Source organism: Dehalococcoidia bacterium, from assembly GCA_028711995.1.
Lineage (GTDB): Bacteria > Chloroflexota > Dehalococcoidia > SZUA-161 > SpSt-899 > JAQTRE01.
Map to the genome: position 1 here is coordinate 1 of JAQTRE010000052.1, position 19,712 is coordinate 19,712.

Below are 19,712 nucleotides of genomic sequence, written 5' to 3' on the forward strand. Positions count from 1 at the left end.
AATGCGCGCCCCGTTCGCTCCGCCGCGCTTGTCGGAGCCACGGAACGTGGATGCCGACGCCCAGGCCGTTGAGACCAGTTGGGAGATGGACAGGCCTAAGGCGAGTATCTTGCCCTTGAGACCCGCGATGTCCTGCGCATCGATCAGCTCATGATCGACTGCGGGCACCGGGTCTTGCCAGATCAGTTCCTCTGCCGGGACCTCTGGGCCGAGATAGCGCGAGCGGGGACCCATGTCGCGGTGGGTCAGCTTGAACCACACCCGGGCGAAGGCGTTCTCGAATTCCTTGGGGTTTTGCTGATAGCGCCGCGCGATCGGCTCGTAGATCGGGTCGAAGCGAAGGGAGAGGTCCGCCGTGGTCATCATCGGCCGGTGCTTCTTCGACGGGTCGTGCGCGTCAACCACCATGCCCTCTTCGGCCACGTCCTTGGCCAGCCACTGATGCGCGCCGGCCGGGCTCTTGCCCAACTCCCACTCGTATTTGAACAGCACGTTCAGATAGCCCATATCCCATTTAATCGGGTTCGGTTTCCAGGCGCCCTCGATGCCGCTGCTGATCGTATCGCCGCCTTTGCCGCTGCCGAAGCTGCTCTTCCAGCCAAGTCCCTGCTCCTCGATGGGGGCAGCCTCAGGTTCCGGACCGACAAGCTTCGCATCGCCCGCGCCATGACATTTGCCGAAGGTGTGCCCGCCGGCGACGAGCGCGACAGTCTCTTCATCGTTCATCGCCATGCGTGCGAAGGTCTCCCGAACGTCACGGCCGGAGGCGACCGGATTCGGGCTGCCGTTCGGCCCTTCCGGGTTCACGTAGATCAGGCCCATCTGCACCGCGGCGAGAGGATTCTCAAGTTCTCGGTCACCTTCATAGCGTTTGTCGCCAAGCCAGTCGGTCTCAGAACCCCAGTAAATGTCCTCTTGCGGCTCCCAGACATCCTCACGCCCGCCGCCGAAACCAAAGGTCTTAAATCCCATCGAGTCAAGCGCGCAGTTGCCGGCGAGGATCATGAGGTCGGCCCAGGAGATCCTGCTGCCGTATTTCTGCTTGATCGGCCAGAGCAGCCGGCGCGCCTTGTCCAGGTTCACATTATCCGGCCAGCTGTTCAGCGGCGCAAAGCGTTGGGTGCCACGCCCCGCGCCCCCACGGCCGTCGCCCATGCGGTAGGTGCCTGCGCTGTGCCATGCCATCCGGATGAAGAACGGCCCGTAGTGACCGTAATCGGCCGGCCACCAATCCTGCGAGTCAGTCATCAGCGCATAGAGGTCCCTTTTGAGGGCCTCCAGATCGAGTTTCTTGAATTCCTCAGCGTAGTTGAATGCCTCGCCCATCGGATTGCTCATGGGAGAGTTCTGATGAAGCATCTTAAGGTTTAACTGGTTCGGCCACCAGTCCCGGATCGACGCGCCACCGCCGGAAATGGGTTTGTTGGCTCTGCCTGTTACCGGGCACTTGCTATCTTCATTCATAATGTTTCCCCCTTTCTTCACTTTGATTCAATATGACTTATTGTTCGTTATCCTTTGCCAGGCAATCCTGACAGATTCCCCGCAACTCCATACATCGGTTTTCGACTCTTCCCCAACCTGTGGTCTCGCTTGGCGCTTGAAGCTCATCGACATCAGGCCAACTGAAATCCTTGATTTTCTTGCATCGCTTGCAAAAAACCCAGATGATGGCGGGGAATCATACCAGTTTCTTGGCGATCCCAGCCACATACCTTCCCTGAAATCGCGCCATGGCCAGTTCATTCTCGCTCGGCTTCCGGCTGCCATCGCCTCCGGCGATGGTGCTGGCTCCGTACGGGCTTCCGCCGCTTATCTCCGCCATCGTCTTCTGACGATCCTCCGAATAAGGCAATCCGACAATCACCATCCCCAGATGCAGCAAGGTAGTATGAAAGCTGGTGATCGTGGTCTCTTGCCCACCGTGTTGCGTGGCAGAAGAAGTGAAAACGCTGCCCACTTTGCCCACAAGAGCATTTTTTGCCCAAAGGCCGCCGGTCTGATCCAGGAAGTTGCGCATCTGGGCGCACATGTTGCCAAAGCGGGTCGGCGTGCCGAAGATAATCGCATCGGCATCCACCAGATCGTTGGGCGTGGCAATGGGAATATGGGCAAAAGCCTGCCGTGCTTTCATAGCGCCGGACTTCTCCAGAATCGCATCCGGAATGATCTCAGGAACCTGCAGGAGCTCCGCCGTCGCTCCCTCCACCTCTCTGACACCCTCAGCCACCGCCTCGGCCATGGTATAGATGTGACCGTACATGCTGTAGAAGATGATTTTCGCTTTCATTTGCTGGTCAACCCCGTGCACTCTCTCCCATCTAAAAACCGCTGATAACCGGATTTGGGTAACTCCCGATCTGGTCGATGACATGCCCCGGCAGGAAATGTCCTGCTCCACTTGATCAGAGGCCCATCTAATGGGCCATCTAATGGGCCCTCTACATGAATCGCTCAAACCTTTCCTTGGGTACCTTGCAGATCGGGCAAACCTCCGGCGGATCATCCCTGGCGCAGAGATAGCCGCACACTTTACACCGCCAGACCGGGTAAGGAAGCTCCGTTGCCGATTCAGGCGCATTTGCCGAATGCTCAGCCTCCTTCTGTGGCTTTCTTTTCTCTGGAGGCGGACGGCGCTCCGGTATGGATTGGGCCACTTTCTCTCCCCGGGCAATCGCCCGGGACACATATAAGGCACAGTAACAAGCTCCGAAATCCGTCAAGTCCGGATCGCGATAGTCGCAGGGGCAGATGATATCCAGGTCCTCATCTTTGCCACCGGAAGCGATTCGACAGGGACAAGACCAATAGCCGTATCTGGCCTCATTGGTGAGCAACCCCCGAATCAAATCCTTGGTGAAGTCAATATCCGGATTCAGATGATATCCACCGGAATCCGCCTCACGCTTGAGCCGCTGGTAGATAGATTCAACCGCTTCTTCCCGAATCTCCATCTCCGCCATTTATGCCAACCTCTTGATCTCGTCTTCCTTGAACCCCACAATGCACCGGTTGTCATCGATTACCATGGTGGGAAATGAGCATGCCGGATTCCATTTACGGACTTCCCCGAGAGCCTCCTCTTTATCGTCGCCCTGGAGAAGGTCCACATCCACATAGTCGTACTCCATCTTCATATCATTGAGCATCGACTTGGTCTTCTTGCACCATCCGCAGGTACTGAGGGTGTAGAGAGTAACATTCCTCTTCTTGCTACCGCTTACATGTTTGATGTGTTCCTTGACTGACATTTCGTTATCCTCCCTCTGCTAGGTTATACAGCAATACTTATAGGTGGAGACGGGGCCGCAAATCAGCCAAACTCCTCGGATCCAGGCAATACATCAGGCAGGGAAATGGCGTTCGACGGGTGGGCTTGAAGCGCGCCGACATTAGGTTCCAGCATTCAGAACCGATCCCAGGCTTTTCCGATTGTGCCATAGCCCCGATGATGTGTTCATAGAGAATCATAGGACTTTCTAGATGCCGAGTGTATCCGTAGGGTCACGTAATTTAGGGGAAAATATCCGCTAGTTTTCCTGGAAACACGCTTCCAACGGCCCCATGCTCCCCCTATATTCGATTCCCTCATCCTGGCGGCATGAAGGACATTTGGAAACAGGAGCCGGGTCATTCCCCCAGACGGCAAATTGCACGCTCATACTGCAAGAGAAGTTTATGCCGCAACCTTTGGCAACTCACGACTTCCCGAGAAGTGACAGAGCCTTATCAACCACTACTTTGGGCGTCAACCCCAGCTTCTCATAGATCACTGCCGCCGGCGCTGAGGCACCAAAGCGAGATATCCCAATAGCAACCCCGTCCAGACCAGTGTATCGTTCCCATCCCAAAGGCGTGCCGGCTTCTATGGAAATACGCGCCCGTATTCCAGGAGGCAGGACTCTATCGCGGTAGTCTTGAGGCTGGGCCTCAAACAGCTCCCACGAAGGCAGGGACACAACCCTTACCGGGATGCCTTTCCCCTTCAACACCTGCCCGGCTTCCAATGCGATGTGAACCTCTGACCCGGTGCCGATTAGGATCACCTGCGGTGATGCTGATGACTCCCAGAGGACATATCCACCCTGTTGCAGGCCGCTTGCCGGAGCCACTTTGGAACGATCCAGCACCGGCAAATCCTGACGGCTCAAAATCAGAGCCGTCGGAGCATGTTCACGCTCCAGGGCCACCCTCCAAGATTCAGCCGTTTCAGCCGCATCGGCAGGGCGCAAGGTTACCAGGTTCGGCACAGATCTCAGCCCAACCAACTGCTCGATGGGCTGGTGGGTCGGGCCATCCTCGCCCACACCAATGGAATCATGGGTGAAAAGGAATATCACCCTGAGCCCCATCAATGCAGCCAATCGCACTGAAGGACGCATGTAGTCATAAAAAACAAGGAAAGTCGCGGTATAGGGAATTATTCCACCATGAAGGGCCATGCCATTAGCAATCGCCCCCATAGCGTGTTCGCGGACGCCGAAGTGCAAGTTGTGGCCGAGATAATTCTCCGGACCAAAGTCGCCCCGGCCTTTCATAAAAGTCTTGTTGGAAGGAGCCAGGTCTGCCGAACCTCCGGTAAGAGTATGAACCTTCGGCGCAACCGAATTGATGACCAGCCCCGATGCTGCACGGGTGGAGACCGGCTTTTGGGAAGAGGCGAACAAATCTCCCAGACCCTGATCCCAACCGGCAGGCAAATCACCTGACAGGTCTTGCTTCAGGTGTCCCGCCGCTTCGGGATATTTGCGGGAGTAGGCTTCCATCCTGCCATCCCAATCCCGCTGCCACTTTTGTCCCCGTTCCAGAGACTGCCGGAAATGGGCCAGCGCCTCCGGCAGGATGGCGAATGGCTCCTCGAAGGGGCACCCCAGATTTTTCTTGGTCAAAAGGATTTCTTTCTCACCCAGCGGCTCGCCGTGGCATGCGGCGGTGTTTGCCTTGTTCGGGCTGCCATAACCGATAATTGTCTTGCAGATGATTAAACTGGGTCGATCCTTCTCCATCTGCGCCTGACGGATAGCGGCATCGATTGCGTCCACATTAACACCGTCGATGGGCCCCGAAACATGCCAGCCATAAGCTTCAAACCGCTTGCCCACATCCTCTCTGAAGGCCAGATCAGTATGGCCCTCGATGGAGATATCGTTGTCGTCATACAGATAGATGAGCTTTCCCAGACGAAGAGTCCCTGCCAGAGAAGCGGCCTCTGAGGCAACACCCTCCATCAGATCGCCATCGGAGACAATGGCGTAGGTATAATGGTCGATGATCTCGTCTCCCGGCTGATTATAGTGCTGAGCCATAATCTTTTCAGCCATGGCCATCCCCACCCCATTGGCAAACCCCTGACCGAGCGGCCCGGTGGTTGCTTCCACACCGGGGGTCAATCCATGCTCAGGATGGCCGGGAGTTCTGCTCTCCCATTGCCGAAAATTCTTGATCTCTTCCAGAGACAGACCATATCCGGTGAGATGCAAGAGAGCATAGAGCATCGCCGAGGCATGTCCCGCCGAAAGGATGAATCGGTCCCGGTTGACCCACCCGGGATCGGCGGGATTGTGCTTCAGAAACCTGTCCCACAACACATAGGCCATCGACGCCATTCCCATCGGCGCACCCGGATGGCCGGAATTGGCCTTCTGAACCGCATCGATGGCCAGACAGCGTATGGTGTTGATGCAGATTTGGTCTATCTTTGACATGATTGCTCTTTGCTCCTCAATTCCATCTGACCATTGGTTGCAGAATCTAGAAGGGCAACCACAAGGGATTGCCCCTACTCGTAACTGGTTTCCCACAATCTCCGATGGGGCTAATCCAGAATCACCTCTTGCTGATATTCCGGCACCATTACATTCCAGCCGGTTTTCTCCTTGAGGAATTCCCCAAACTCTTGAACCACATCGGCATCACCGTGGGTCACAAACACATGCCGAGGCGGTTTTTTGAGTCCCGACAACCATCTGACCAGATCGTCTCTATCCGCATGAGCCGAGAGCCCGCTGACCTGCACCACTTTGGCCTTGACAGGATATATCTGACCCAATATCCGCACCTTCTTGGCTCCATCGAGAATTTCTCTGCCCAGCGTGCCCGCCGCCTGATAACCAACAAACACGATGGTGCTTTCCGGGCGAGTGATATTCGCTACCAGGTGATGCTTTATCCTGCCCCCGGTGATCATCCCGGAACCGGCGATAATAATAGAGGTCCCCTTGATATGATTGATCGCCATCGACTGCTCAACCGATTTCACCATCACCAGGCCCGGAAAATCAAAAGGCGATTTGCCCGCATGGATATATTCCAGAGTCTTCTTATCGAACAGTTCCTCATGATTCTCAAACACCTCGGTCACCTTCACCGCCATCGGGCTATCGACAAAGGTCATCAGATGGGGTATCCGGCGTTGCAGCAAAAGCTCATTCAGATGGTACAGGATCACCTGGGATCGCTCGATGGCAAAGCTGGGGATGATCACGTTGCCTCCGTTTTTGTAGGTCTGGTTGATCACCTCGGCCAGCTCATTAAGTATATTACCGGAAGAATCATGCAGCCGATTACCGTAGGTCGCCTCCACCAGGACGTAATCCGCCTGGTTGAACAAGGTAGGATCCTCCAGAATCGGCTGGTCCCATCTGCCGACATCGCCGGAGAACATGATGGTCCGCTGCTCTGAGCCCTGGCTTATGCAGACTTTCACCATCGCCGAGCCCAGGATGTGCCCCACATCGCAGAATACGGCATCAATGCCCTTCCCGAGGGAGAAAGGCGCATCATATTTTACCGATGAGAACAGCGGCAGGCAATCCTCCACATCGGCTGTGGTATACAGAGGGACTTCGGGATATTTGGCCTTCTTTCCCTCACGCTCATGCCTTTTCTTCTTATATGCCGCGTCTTCTTCCTGTATCTTTGCCGAATCCAGCAGCACGATCTTGGCCAGCTCGCGAGTGGCTGGCGTACAATAGATTTTCCCCTTGAACCCTTCCTTCACCAGAAGCGGCAACCGGCCGGAATGATCCAGATGAACATGCGTCAAAAGAACCGCATCGATAGAAGATGGAGGAACCGGAAAAGACTCCCAGTTTCTGCCCTTCAACTTCCATTCCTGAAACATGCCGCAATCAATCAATATTCTGGAGCCATTCGTCTCCAAAAGATAACAAGACCCGGTCACATTCCGGGCTGCCCCCAAGAATCCCAGCTTAATCTCCATGAACGCCTCCCTCAAAATCCGGCGCTTACCCGCGCAGCGCCCTCTTGCCGACAATCTCGTGTTTGATATACCACCTCTGCACAACCTCAACTACATTTTCCGGAGTATCGCAGATCCTCAGCAAATCCATATCCTCCGGAGACACAAACTTTCTGGCCAGGACCGTTTTCTCCAGCCAATCCAGCAGTCCCTTCCAGTACTCACTCTTGAAAAGTATCACCGGAAAAGGCTTTATCTTCCCCGTTTGCATCAACGTAAGGACTTCACTAAGCTCATCGAGTGTGCCCAATCCGCCGGGGATGATAACAAAGGCCGTGGCATATTTCACCAGCATGACTTTACGAGCGAAAAAATGACGGAAAGATAATGATTTGGTGACATAGGGATTGACGCACTGCTCCTTGGGAAGCTGAATGTTCAATCCGATCGATATGGATTCGGCCTTTGACGCTCCCTTGTTGGCGGCTTCCATAGCGCCGCCTCCACCCCCGGTGATAATGGCAAATCCCAGCTGTCCCAGACGATAGGCGACGTCCTCTACCTCTGCGTACAAGGGGTCCTCACTGTGGAGCCGGGCCGAACCATAAACTGTTACCGCCGGGCCAATATCGGAAAGCTCGTCAAAGCCATCAATGAACTCCCCCATGATACGGAACAAACGCCAGCTTTCCTCCTTGCGCAGATCATTGATTTCATATTCGCCTACCATGAAGTCCTCCTCGATCTATGCAGAACGCTGGAAAAGTCTCACTCAACCCCCGATCGTGGTCGAGGGCAGACCCCATGGCCCCCACTTTTGGGGAGAGTTACCCTCACCTCTTTCTCGACACTCTGCCACAAGCAAAAAGGGGCTTCACCTGCGCCCCCAGTATTGGCAACGATCATCCGTCACGCTCAACGAGCGCAGCAATCGGATGCTTACCATTATAGTTGAAAAGGTCGCACGCTTCTACCTCAAGGATAGAATATAGGAGACAATCACTCTCTCTTCTCCACCAACTCCAGCATCCGGCTGATATCCGTGGTCGGCTGCTGACAACTGAAGTTCTTGCAGACATAAGCTGTTGCCTTACCATCGAGGCTCGTCTGATGTTTCGTGAACCGGGCTAACTGGTGGATTTGAGGCAACGGCTCCTCGGCAGGAATGAAAAGCACAACTTTGTTGGGTATAAACCGCCTCCGCAATGCCTCCAGCATCGTCCGTGTATCGGATGCCTGAGAATCCCCAGCGATGACCACCTCACAGGCATCCCCGAACGAGAAGTCCAGGGCGCACATCAGCTGAGTGTGCCCGCTGGGCGCATTCTCTACCTTGAGCGAGAAGGCTCGGCCGATCTCGGCGGCTCTGGCTTCAAGCTCCGGGTCGGCGGTCATGCGGCCGAGACGCAGCAGATTCAGCATGGCCACAGAGTTGGCGGACGGGATGGCACCATCATAGATTTCTTTGGTGCGGATCAGGAGCGCCTCAGCCTTATCCGAAGTGGCATAGAACCCTCCGTCCTTCCGATCCCAGAAATGCTCCAGAAAATGGGTGTTCAGGTCGAGCGCCGTCTTCAAGTAGCGCACCTCAAAAGTGGCCTCGTAGAGATCGATCAGCCCCCAGATCAGAAAAGCATAGTCCTCGGCATAGGCTGGCAGGGCAGCTTCCCCCTCCCGATACCGATGCAGCAGCGATCCATCCGACACCCGCATCCTCTGAAGGAGGAAATCGGCGGCCCTGCGGGCCGCCTCAGCGTACAGCGGCTCGGCGAACGCCTGCGCCGCCTTGCTCAGCGCGGCAATCATCAACCCATTCCAGTCGGTCAAAACCTTGTCATCCTTATGGGGATGAACTCGCTTTTCACGGTGCAAGAAGAGTTTGACACGGGCCTGTTCAAATCGCCGACCCAAATCCTCTTCCTTCAGGCTCAACGGGGTAGCACATTCCGCCAGGGGCTTCTGCATGTGGAAGATGTTGGAGCCGTTTGGTTTGCCGGTGATCTCCTCGATGAAATTGCCCTTGACGTCGATATCGAACAGCCGTTGGATCAGATCGGCTTCTTCGGCGGCCAAAACTTCCTCAATCTCCTGCTGCCTCCAGAGATAGAACTTACCTTCAACTCCTTCGCTATCGGCATCTTCCGCGGAGTAGAATCCTCCCTCCGGCGACGTCATATCCCGCAAAACATAGGTGAAAATCTGGCGCGCCGTGATCTGGTATTCCTCTTTTCCCGTGGCCTGATAGGCCTCCGTATACGCCATTGCCAGAAGCGCCTGATCATAAAGCATCTTCTCGAAGTGCGGCACCAGCCAGTGCTGATCGGTGGAATATCGATGAAAGCCGAAGCCGATGTGATCATAGATGCCGCCGAGGCGCATGGCCTGAAGAGTGGCTTCCGCCATGTGGAGCGCTTTGGCATCGCCGCTCTTTTTCCAGTATCGAAGCAGGAAGGTCAGATGGTGAGGCGTCGGGAATTTGGGCGCGCCACCGAATCCGCCATACTGGGCATCAAAATTTTTGGACAACTCCCCATAGGCGCGGTTGGAAAGGGACTGTCCCAGATCGCCCCCGGAAGATGTGATGGAAACCTTTTTCAGGGCATTGACCATTGTCTCCGCCGATCTGAGCACATCATTCTTCTGGTTATCCCACACCCGTTTGAAGCGGGGGATCAACTCCATCATTCCGAGCCCCCCCCAGCGGGCCTCCCGGGGGATATAGGTGGCGGCAAAGAAGGGCTTGCCTTCCGGGGTCATGATGATGGTCAGCGGCCACCCGCCTCTGCCGGTAAAGAGCTGGGCAGCGGTCATGTAGACACTATCGATATCCGGGCGCTCCTCCCGGTCCACCTTGACACAAACAAAGGCCTGGTTCAACAACCGGGCCACCTCTGGGTCTTCGAACGATTCGTGCGCCATCACGTGGCACCAGTGGCAGGTGCTGTACCCGATGGAGAGGAAGATGGGCTTATTTTCGTATCGGGCCTTTTGAAAGGCTTCGGGCCCCCAGGGATACCAGTCCACTGGATTTCTGGCGTGCTGAAGCAGATAGGGGCTTTTCTCGAAAACCAGCCGGTTGTGGCCTTCTGGTGGGGTTTCTTCGGTGCGGTTTGTTTCCATCTTCGGATGACCTCCCGCCCTGTTTTTTGTCCGCCTGGGTGCTTACCATTATAGGGTAAAAGGGCGCAGGATACCAGCTTGTTCAATCCCAAGTTCTGTCTAAACCATTCCTCAGAATTTAGAGCGCCAATGTCCTTGACTAAGCAATATGGGTTCTAGTAAGATGGGTGTAAACTGGGTAGGTCGAGGGGGCCAGAGAACTAGATAACAAACTGTTATCTAGTCTATTGAGTCAAACTGATGCAAATTCCTGAGCACTACAAGAATCGAGAACAGGCACTCGTCAAGCATACCCTGCTTAAGCTATATCTTGAGAAACTGTTCATGATCATAGGCCAAAATGAGAGAAGTATTTCTTACGTGGATTGTTTTGCAGGTCCATGGCAAGAAGGCAGCAGCGACCTAGAAGATACCTCTGTGGCAATATCGCTGAATATAATCAAGCGTTGCAAAGAGAGTCTTGCAAGTCGATCCAAAGACGTTCGGTTCAAAGCTCTCTACATCGAAAAGAATCCTGAAGCGTACTCAAAATTGGAATCCTTTGTGAAGCGCGAACAGTGGGAAGGTATTGAAGTCGAAGCCCGGCAAGGTGATTTCTATGAACTGCGCTCGGATATCCGTCAATGGTGTAATGATGATTCTTTCACTTTCTTTTTCGTCGATCCGGCAGGATGGAAAGATGTTGTGGAAATCGACACCCTCAGACCCCTGCTTGAACGACCCAAATCTGAATTCCTCATCAACTTCATGTTTGATTTTATTCGACGCGGCTATCCGCAGGCTACGTTATCCCAACATATGAGACGCATTTTTGGTACAGTTCGTGATATTTCCGCCTTAACACCTGAAGAACGAGAGGAGTATCTGATATCCGCGTACCAGGAAAACCTCAAGCACTCTCTCCCATCCGATGGTCCCACACCGAGATCAACACGAGTAAAAGTCCAGTATCCATTGAAAGACCGTACGATGTATTATCTCGTTTACCTTACTCGCCATCCTCTCGGTATCGTTGAGTTTATGGAGGAGTCGGAGAAAGTCGCCCTGATCCAACGCATTGTACGCGCTGAGGCAAAGCAACAGCACAGAATCGATGAGTCCCATCAAGCAGAGCTATGGTCTGCTAGTGAATTTGAATCAGGAGAGTATGCCAAGACGAACTTGGCTCAAGTCAAAACTTATTGGCTCTCAAAGCTTCCGTATCAACCAAAACGTTTCGGTATTTCAGATCTCGCAGATATGCTTGAGGAAACTGGTTGGTTTATTTCCGATTTCCAAGCAGCATTCAGAGAGCTGCAAAGTGAAAACAAGGCAAAAAACCTTGATGCACGTAGAAACCGGCCAACGAATGTTGTACACTTTCATAAGAAAAATCATCAGGGAGAGTATCTCCAAAAGTTATAGCAATGACACAACAAACAAGTATTGAATGGACAGAACTGAGTTGGAATCCTACAACAGGATGCACCAAAATATCTCCCGGGTGCCAGTACTGTTATGCGGAAACCATGTCCCGTCGTTTGAAGGCAATGGGCCTGAAAGATTACAGGAACGGTTTTTCTCTTACACTTCATCCAGATAGACTGAGCGAACCACTCCGCCGTCGAAAACCAAGCATGTATTTTGTAAATTCGATGAGCGATCTCTTTCACAAGGATGTTCCTGATAGCTTCATCACTGCTGTCGTAGCAACTATATCCCAGGCCTACTGGCATACCTTTCAGATTCTCACTAAAAGAGCCGAAAGAATGGCGGCCTACTTTGCTAATCGCAGAGTTCCTCCGAATCTGTGGCTGGGCGTAACCGTCGAGAATTATGAACACGGAATGCCTCGAATCGAAGACTTACGCCGGATAAATGCAGCGGTTCGCTTCATCTCTATGGAGCCTCTCCTTGAGGATTTAGGATATCTTGATTTGACGGACATCAACTGGGTAATTGTTGGTGGGGAATCTGGGGTCAAAGCACGTCCAATGAGACCTGAATGGGTATTGCGCATAAAAGCACAATGTGATGAGCAAGGTTCCATCTTCTTTTTCAAGCAGTGGGGTCTTTGGGGGCCAGATGGCATAAAACGATCAAAAAAAGCAAATGGCAGACTGCTGCAAGGCCATACTTGGAATGGTATGCCCCAAGCCAAACGGTCTATGGCGCCGGTATAACTGGACTTGTCGACAAGCCTTGGCTTAGCTTCAGGATTCCCAGTCAGAGTAGCTTCAAACCACAGAGCGCTTTGGCTTTCTCTACAGACCCGTTAGATACCTAGCCAGCCTAGCCATAAAACAAGCAAGTGATTTAGTATAGGCTCATCGTGAAGCGGCCAGAACTGGCGAAGGGACAAAGAATACTGCGTCGATTTTCACCCCGAATATCGATATGTTTTCCGGAGAAGATATCCACGAGGCGCTGGCCACAAAAGCAAGGCTCAGTCCCTTAAACCCCTTGACATATCCCCGGTCGGTATATACTATGTAATTACTTTGACAGGCGCTAAACGGAGGCGTTCATGGGCACTGGCACCAGAACACGTATTGTAAAGATCGGCAATTCGCGGGGGATTCGAATTCCCAAACTGCTTCTCGATCAGGCTGAACTCGGCGACGAGATAGAGATCGAGGTGCAAGGGGATCAGTTAGTGATTCGTTCCGTTCGGGGACCGCGCCAGGGATGGGATGAACGGTTCGCCGAAATGGCCAGCCACGGTGATGACCGATTGCTCGATTCTGAAACTGCGAGCCTCAGCACATGGGACAAAGACGAATGGGAATGGTAGTCAAGCGTTTTGACGTCTATCTGGTGAACCTGGACCCCATCATCGGGACAGAGATTCAAAAGACTCGTCCCTGCGTTGTTGTATCCCCTGATGAGATGAATCGACATATCGCTACGGTGATCGTTGCGCCTATGACAACCAAAGGTCGCCGGTATCCCACCCGTATCCCCTGCACATTTGAGGGCAAAGAGGGTCAAATTGTGCTGGACCAAATCCGCACCGTTGACAAATCCCGTCTGGCCAAGAGGCTGGGACGTCTGGTCAAGCCAGATCAGGAGGCCGTACTTGCCGTGCTCGCCGAGATGTTTGCCAAATAGCAGGGAGATTCACTCAGGAGGCAACTCATGGAACTGAAGCTGATCGCAATCGAAAAGCCGGAAGACCTCAATTTCATCCTGGGGCAAACGCACTTTATCAAGAGCGTGGAAGATATCCATGAGGCGCTGGTGCAAGCCGTGCCGGGGATCAAGTTCGGGCTGGCATTCTGCGAAGCCAGCGGCCCCACGCTGGTGAGGACTTCGGGAACAGACCCTCAACTGGTGAACATGGCCGGGAAGAACGCTCTGGCTATCGGGGCGGGCCATTCCTTCATCATCATGCTCGGGGCCGGGTACTTCCCCCTTAATGTGCTCAATTCCATCAAAATGGTGCCGGAGGTCTGCCGCATCTTCTGCGCCACGGCCAATCCCACCCAGGTAGTAATCGCCCAGAGCGAGCAGGGGCGGGGAATCCTGGGCGTCATCGATGGGTTCAGCGCCAAAAGCATTGAAACCCCGGCCGACGTGACGCACCGCAAGGAGTTCTTGCGAAAGATCGGCTATAAGCTCTAACAGGCTGTTGAAAAAGCCTGCTAAGGAAGCCCCGTATCTGGTTTGGATAGAATCAAGAAGAACCTGTCATGGTACGGTATAACACTGCTTTTTCGCGAACGACACAGTCAGACGAGTTGTTGTCGCAGTGTTAAACGCCCCCTGCGGATTTGCGTTCCCCCCCTTTGGCAAAGAGGGGGGAACGCAAACTATCTCCTGGTCCCCCCTCCCGCAAGGGGAGGGGGGACTTACCTCTCCTTCGCTGGGGAAGGATAGGTGCGGGTGATCATCACGCGATCTTCTTCCTCCGCATGAGCAACAATCCTATTACACACAGAACCACCACTGCTGCCGCTATCTCCCCGATGAGGGCCCAACTTATCCCTCCTCCATCACCACTCGCAACAGGAGTTGCCTCATTCCCAACCGGGTCGGTCCCTGTCACAGCAGGAGTTGTGGTATTTCCGGTAGCACCACTACCCTTCACCTCCAGCGTCTGTGCCAGGCTGGTAGCATAAGGCTTGTCATCCAGCTTCAACCGAAGTTTGTAGCTATAAGTTCCATCCACCCAGCCATTGGAAGGAATATACTTGTAACTCAGTCCTACTCGGCCAACATCAAGCGGGCTCAATTCGGCCAGAGAAACTTCTTCCAGCGGAGCCTGATCAACGCTCACTTCAAGGATGACTTCCGCTTTATCCACACGCTGATACAGGTTCTTCACCGTGTAGACGATCTGGACAAACACCAGTTTGCTGGTGTCCTTTTGAGTGTTGGGAACAACGCCGAATCCTTCAAAGTACACCGTCGCCCCTGAGAGAGTCACCACTTTTTTATCATTGGCCGCCACCGTGAAGTTTTCCTCAGCCACCTTCTGACCGCCAATAAAGCTCGCGGCGTTGAAACTACCCGGCGCTACCTTGGCCTCCAGAGTTCCCGTCTCACTGTAGGCCACCTCTCGGGTCTGTCCCTCCACAACTCGGGAGAGGCGAATCGTAGCCGCTATGGGTTGTCCTTCCGGGCTTACCGCCTGCACTGAAACCAGGGCGGATTGGCCGAGCACCACCAACTTGGCACTCTGCGAAGCTGCACCAGCAAGTTGAATGCCGCTGACACCCTCTCTGTAGTACTCAGCGGCCACGCTGACCTCATACTCACCGGGGGTGGCATCTTGAGTCACCTCCACTCCCGCCAGCACTTGCTGCTGACCGTTGGGTGGGATGGTGAAGTTATCCTCAGACAGGATGATATTGACCCCCAGAGGAGCATTGGTGGTCATCTTGACTTTGAGATACTCGCTGCCGGTATTGAAAACGACCACATTAATGCTGGGGCCGCTGACCGATGAACCCTGTGGTATCTCAAAGGCCTGCTGGGAAAAGCTGCCCGAAAGAGCCACTCCCCCAGCAGCCTCAACCGCCCCCAGCCCCAGCAAAACTGCCAGCAGCAGGATCAGGCCGATGACGGGAGCAACTTTCCTGCTCCACGCCATCAGCGGAAAACTCCAGTTTAATGTATCCATTTTTCCTCCTTACGCGTTAGTGGAAATCGTATAGGTTACAGTGCCTGAGTATGTACTGGCGATGAATATCGGGGCAATCCTCAGCCACAGTGCATTATCAGCAAGTGTTTCCCCACCCCCATCGGTCTGCGTCGCGGTTCTGAGCTGAACGCCCACCGTAGTCACTTGCCTGGCATTAGCGATAAAGGAGAATACATCCGTTACGGTGGTGCTAGCAGAGACCGTCTTCAGTGAAAAGTGGTTGGCGAGAGTGGCGCTGCCATCGGCGTCGAAGCAGGCCATATCAAAACCAGGCGTCCAGTTCGACGACTGCACTCCTGCCTGGTAAACGCAGTTAGCGACGTAGTTCACGGAGATGCCGTTCTTCTCGTTGACATTAAAGGCAAAGCCGCTATCCACCATGAACGAACCGGGCGAGATATTGGCAGCGAAGGCCGCCGTCGGCAACACCAGGGCCACCAACAGAGTCAGGGCTGCCGCCAGGATAGTGACCTTCTTCATTATTGTTCTTCTTATCATAGGGACCCTGCCCTTCCTCCCCCAAGCTTGGGGGAGGAAGGGGAATCTGGGGGACATCCCCAGATTCCCCGCAGGAAGTATCCTGCATCACTTAATCAGAGACTCTTAAGTGCCCGCCCCCTCAACTATGGCATAGGTAATTGTGCCGGTGTATGTGGCACTCGGGAATGCCGTAGCCAGTTTCAAATACAGGGCATTGGTATCTACGTGGTTCCCGGCCTCATCGGTCTGAGTGAGGCCAGTTGCCGTTGTAGTGCCGGCCTCAGTTACCAGCACCGCGCTGCCCATCGTATCGGTAGGATACGCCATCAGTGAGAACTGATTGGCATCACTGCAGCTCCCGTCCTCATCCAACGTCGCATCCCCCAAAGTGCCGCTTGTAGTCCATGTGTCAGTAGAAGCCGTCGCCGTATGGTAAGTAACCGTTAGAGACGTAGTCTACTGAGAGATCGGTCTTGGCGCTGCCGGTTCCGCCGAAATCGGTCCCCGGAGCCATGTCGGTCCAGGTTACGGTGCTGGAATTCACCGCGGTTTCACCATACCAGTTGATGCCTTTTTTCACATTAGAACTGGCATCGCTGTACCATATTGAAGCTGCCTCTGTGCCGCTATTTTCCACATAGCCATACAGGGCAAATCCCGCATTGGCCAGAACGCCGCCCGCACTCTGACTAGCCACCTTTCCCGGGATGAAGGCGAACTTATAGGTGCCGGAAGTTGCACTAGTCGTTGGCTGAGAGCAATCGAGGCTTACAATCGACCCGCTACTCCCCGAACCTCCATCGAAAGTCCATGTGGGTGATCCGCTGCCTGCATCCGAGCACGTGAGAACTATTTCAGTCTGGGTGCTTCCGGTGTCGGTGTGTATGTCACCAGAACCCGTGCTGCCGCCTGCATAGTACTTGAGGATAACCTCGACGGTTGACAGGTCAGCCAGGGTATTGGCGTCACCGACGACCGCCTTCACATAGTACTCAACCTGCGGCGTCATGGTGGTTACAGGTATGGTCAAGTCTGCATCGGAGTAGACCTCCATGGCTTCCGATGTATTGGTGGTGTAAACAAAAGTCGGCGCAACCTGCACCACCGTAATCGAACCGGCAGAGGGACCTGAAGTTGCAGCCAAAGCCGCAGTCGGCAGCACTATGGCCGCCAGCAGCGTCAGCGCTGCCACCATTGAAACGTACCTGATTGTTTTTTTGTTCAAGTTTCTTTCCTCCTTTTTCTTGTGTTTCCATTCCCTTCTGCATTATCTTTTCGTATTTCAAGTCATAGGCCGCCTCCTATCTATACCAAAGTCTTTATAATTTCAACCCTTAACGGTTGGCAATCACATAGGTGATGGTGCCATCATAGGTGTCATTGCGAAATGTTTGAGCCACCTTCAGCCACAGGGCGTTGGTGGAGACAGTGGTCCCCGCCTCGGGAGTCTGCACGCCGGTTGTGTCTATGTCCACACCGGTTGTCGTCACCAGTGCACCGGGGTAACTATTGGTGGAATTTGCCTCCATCGCAAATCGACCGGCGCTCGAACAGGTGCCGGAATTATCATAGATGGCAGTGGCGACCCCACCACTCCAGGAAGAACTGGAAAGTACCTGCGTCTTGTAGTTGCCGTTAGCGATGAAGGTCACCGAGATACCCGTCTGGTTGTTGACACCCGCGTCGAAACCGCTGCCCAGGGTTACCCCGGTCCAAGTGACGCTGGGCGTGTTAACCGTGACCTCGCCGTACCAGTTCATGCTGGGCGGCGTTGGATCATAATTATAGCCGGTCAGGCCCCCGTTATCGGTGACTTTGGCGGTCACTTGCCATTTGCCGCTGCCAGATGTGGCTGTGGCCACCTTGCCCGGTGTGAAATGGAAGGTGAAATCGCCGGGCAGAGATGCGGGTGAAGTGCACGAACCCAGCACCCAGGTGGTACCGCTTAACGGTTGAATAGCAAAGCTATCCGTTGCCTGCGTCCATGTGATGATGGCGCAGTTCTGGGTATCGGCGGTTTTGCCGTCGAAAGTGCTCTGCGAGGTATTGGTGCCGCTGCTATCGTACCAGAGCTTCAGAACCAGCGTGTTCAGGGCAGTCTTGCCCTGGGAATGACTGATGTTGACGGTCACGGTGTATGGAAGCAACGGCGTTATGGCCGTATCCGTCAAGTTGACATTGTTAACCACCGGAGAACTGTAACGTTCGCCAATGGCAAAATCCCCGAAACCGGCCTCGCCTGTAATGCTGGTTTGTGTGGTGGTTGGTGTGCCGCTAACTGTCGCCGATGACCATGTGCTGGAGCTGTATGAATTAACGATAAAGGTTGAAGGAGTGGCGGCACCATCCACGTCCACCGAGGGATAATTGAAGGTGGCACCATATGTGGCGGCAAATCCGCCTCCGATGGTCAGGGCCCAGTAACGGTTGACGCTTTTGGTGGCATCTATCTGAGAGGCGGCGATATTCGGATGATCGCCAGCGGTGGTATGGGCTGTCAGATTGCCCGCAGAGGTTACGTTCATCGAGGCCAGCGCTACCGGCGTATAGCTGACCGCACCACCGATAGTGAAAGTGAAGGATTGGCCGCTGCCGGTATTGAACGCCTTCCGCAGATTGCCGTTAACGTAGCTGGATGATCCGCCGCCGGAGATTGACCCGCCGGAAGCGATTATCAAAGTATTGGCCCCGGTGGTGATTTTACCGCTGGCCAGGGTGAGCGTGCCGCTGACTGTCGGGCTGTTATTGAGCGTCACTCCGTTAGTATTATTGATGGTGAGATTGTTCAGGGTCGCCACGCTGCCGGGAATGTTGACTCCCGTTGAGCTGCCGCCAAAAACCAGGCTTGACGACGAAGTGGTGGATAGATTGGCAGGAGTCCCGGCGATGGTCGGACCATTGAGCGTGAGCGTGTTGGCGCCTACTGCGAACGCGCCGCTGGTCAGAGTCAAGCCATTGGTGATGGCTACCGATCCGCCCAGGTTGACTCCGCTGGCGTTATCGATGATAATGCCGCCACTGCCACCGAATGTCGCCGGAAACTCGGTGCCCGTGGTTTGAGTAGAGGATCCTTTATATTGCAGTGTCGCTGCCGCCCCGTAGGTTGCGACGGTTCCGGTGGTAGTGGCCGTTCCTTCCCTAGAGAGAATGCCATTAACCGTCGCGCCGGTGGTTGTCTTGGCCCCGCTGCCGGAGAGGGTCAGATCGTGGTAGGGAACTGCCCAAACCGTCTGAGCACCTCCGGAATAATTAACCGTTGCAGAGGTTCCATCGAGAGTTATCGTACTTGTCCCAGTTCCGCTAATGGCCCAGGGAGTAGCGCCGCCTAAATTGAGAGTGCCGCTTTGCCCCCCGGTAGCCATTGTAAAAGCGGAAATATTTTCCGCATCCCCATTGGACGTTGTGATGGAACCGCTGACAGTAGTCGTGCCGAACTGAAGTGCAAATATCCCATTTCTACGTCTATTCTTAGTAGCATAATAAGAGTTGATGTCTATATTGCCCGATATTGTTAGAGTAGCAACGCTGCAGTTAAGTGTATGCGTATACGTTGTGTGATTGCCGATAGATGAGTAAGTAGCACTTCCTACTGCAATATTCGCGATAGAAGCTGATCCTGCGCCCTGAATGGTACCAGTTGTATCAGCATTGGCTAGCTTAGGAATCTCTGAATAAGTCCCGGATCATGCGATAATAGAGGCAGATCAATTCGAAGGAGTCTGCCGATGAATATTGGCCCCACTTTTGCCAGCCTGGCCTATGAGAACAAGAAAAAGAAGACTCGTC

At 54.1% G+C, this 19,712-nt stretch carries 18 protein-coding genes; 5 read left to right on the top strand and 13 right to left on the bottom strand.

Features of this window, described 5'->3' with window-relative positions; genetic code table 11:
- From katG to PHV74_08610, 8 genes are all read right to left on the bottom strand, one after another.
- Positions 1–1,464 (bottom strand): catalase/peroxidase HPI (gene katG, locus PHV74_08575; protein ID MDD5094416.1); only part of this gene is annotated, 1,464 nt, incomplete at its 3' end.
- A gap of 217 nt (positions 1,465–1,681) precedes the next feature.
- Positions 1,682–2,290, bottom strand: a complete 609-nt coding sequence (wrbA, locus tag PHV74_08580) for an NAD(P)H:quinone oxidoreductase (GenBank protein ID MDD5094417.1) — start codon at positions 2,288–2,290, stop codon at positions 1,682–1,684.
- Positions 2,291–2,441: 151 nt separating this feature from the next.
- On the bottom strand, positions 2,442–2,963 hold the full coding sequence (locus PHV74_08585) for a ferredoxin-thioredoxin reductase catalytic domain-containing protein (GenBank protein ID MDD5094418.1): 522 nt from the start codon (positions 2,961–2,963) through the stop codon (positions 2,442–2,444).
- On the bottom strand, positions 2,964–3,251 hold the full coding sequence (locus PHV74_08590) for a glutaredoxin family protein (GenBank protein ID MDD5094419.1): 288 nt from the start codon (positions 3,249–3,251) through the stop codon (positions 2,964–2,966).
- Between the two features lie 447 nt (positions 3,252–3,698).
- Complete coding sequence (tkt, locus tag PHV74_08595) at positions 3,699–5,705, bottom strand: transketolase (GenBank protein ID MDD5094420.1); 2,007 nt, start codon at positions 5,703–5,705, stop codon at positions 3,699–3,701.
- A gap of 110 nt (positions 5,706–5,815) precedes the next feature.
- Positions 5,816–7,222, bottom strand: a complete 1,407-nt coding sequence (locus tag PHV74_08600) for an MBL fold metallo-hydrolase (protein MDD5094421.1) — start codon at positions 7,220–7,222, stop codon at positions 5,816–5,818.
- Positions 7,223–7,247: 25 nt separating this feature from the next.
- On the bottom strand, positions 7,248–7,931 hold the full coding sequence (locus tag PHV74_08605) for a TIGR00730 family Rossman fold protein (GenBank protein ID MDD5094422.1): 684 nt from the start codon (positions 7,929–7,931) through the stop codon (positions 7,248–7,250).
- Between the two features lie 269 nt (positions 7,932–8,200).
- Positions 8,201–10,321: a thioredoxin domain-containing protein gene (locus tag PHV74_08610; GenBank protein ID MDD5094423.1), complete on the bottom strand. Its 2,121-nt coding sequence runs from the start codon at positions 10,319–10,321 to the stop codon at positions 8,201–8,203.
- A 240-nt stretch (positions 10,322–10,561) separates the two neighbouring features.
- Between PHV74_08610 and tcmP the strand changes: the two genes are divergently transcribed.
- The 5 genes from tcmP (at position 10,562) to PHV74_08635 (ending at position 13,924) form a co-directional block, all read left to right on the top strand.
- Positions 10,562–11,725: a three-Cys-motif partner protein TcmP gene (gene tcmP, locus PHV74_08615; protein MDD5094424.1), complete on the top strand. Its 1,164-nt coding sequence runs from the start codon at positions 10,562–10,564 to the stop codon at positions 11,723–11,725.
- Between the two features lie 2 nt (positions 11,726–11,727).
- Positions 11,728–12,483, top strand: a complete 756-nt coding sequence (locus PHV74_08620) for a phage Gp37/Gp68 family protein (protein MDD5094425.1) — start codon at positions 11,728–11,730, stop codon at positions 12,481–12,483.
- 344 nt (positions 12,484–12,827) lie between these two features.
- Positions 12,828–13,094: an AbrB/MazE/SpoVT family DNA-binding domain-containing protein gene (locus tag PHV74_08625; GenBank protein MDD5094426.1), complete on the top strand. Its 267-nt coding sequence runs from the start codon at positions 12,828–12,830 to the stop codon at positions 13,092–13,094.
- A complete protein-coding gene (locus PHV74_08630) occupies positions 13,082–13,411 on the top strand; it encodes a type II toxin-antitoxin system PemK/MazF family toxin (GenBank protein MDD5094427.1) in 330 nt (109 codons plus the stop codon). The genes PHV74_08625 and PHV74_08630 overlap by 13 nt, the downstream gene beginning before the upstream one ends.
- Before the next feature lie 27 nt (positions 13,412–13,438).
- The gene (locus PHV74_08635) at positions 13,439–13,924 is read left to right on the top strand and encodes an adenosine-specific kinase (GenBank protein ID MDD5094428.1); all 486 of its coding nucleotides are present in this window, start codon (positions 13,439–13,441) and stop codon (positions 13,922–13,924) included.
- Positions 13,925–14,192: 268 nt separating this feature from the next.
- On the opposite strand, the gene PHV74_08640 is transcribed toward PHV74_08635, so the two are convergent.
- The 5 genes from PHV74_08640 to PHV74_08660 all read right to left on the bottom strand — a co-directional run bounded on the left by PHV74_08640 (position 14,193) and on the right by PHV74_08660 (position 19,288).
- Positions 14,193–15,425 (bottom strand): hypothetical protein, encoded by a 1,233-nt coding sequence (locus tag PHV74_08640; protein ID MDD5094429.1) that lies wholly within the window; start codon positions 15,423–15,425, stop codon positions 14,193–14,195.
- Positions 15,426–15,434: 9 nt separating this feature from the next.
- On the bottom strand, positions 15,435–15,926 hold the full coding sequence (locus PHV74_08645) for a hypothetical protein (protein ID MDD5094430.1): 492 nt from the start codon (positions 15,924–15,926) through the stop codon (positions 15,435–15,437).
- A gap of 123 nt (positions 15,927–16,049) precedes the next feature.
- Positions 16,050–16,298, bottom strand: a complete 249-nt coding sequence (locus tag PHV74_08650; protein MDD5094431.1) for a hypothetical protein — start codon at positions 16,296–16,298, stop codon at positions 16,050–16,052.
- A 37-nt stretch (positions 16,299–16,335) separates the two neighbouring features.
- A complete protein-coding gene (locus PHV74_08655) occupies positions 16,336–17,151 on the bottom strand; it encodes a hypothetical protein (GenBank protein MDD5094432.1) in 816 nt (271 codons plus the stop codon).
- 109 nt (positions 17,152–17,260) lie between these two features.
- Positions 17,261–19,288 (bottom strand): hypothetical protein, encoded by a 2,028-nt coding sequence (locus tag PHV74_08660; protein MDD5094433.1) that lies wholly within the window; start codon positions 19,286–19,288, stop codon positions 17,261–17,263.
- Between the last annotated feature and the right edge of the window lie 424 nt (positions 19,289–19,712).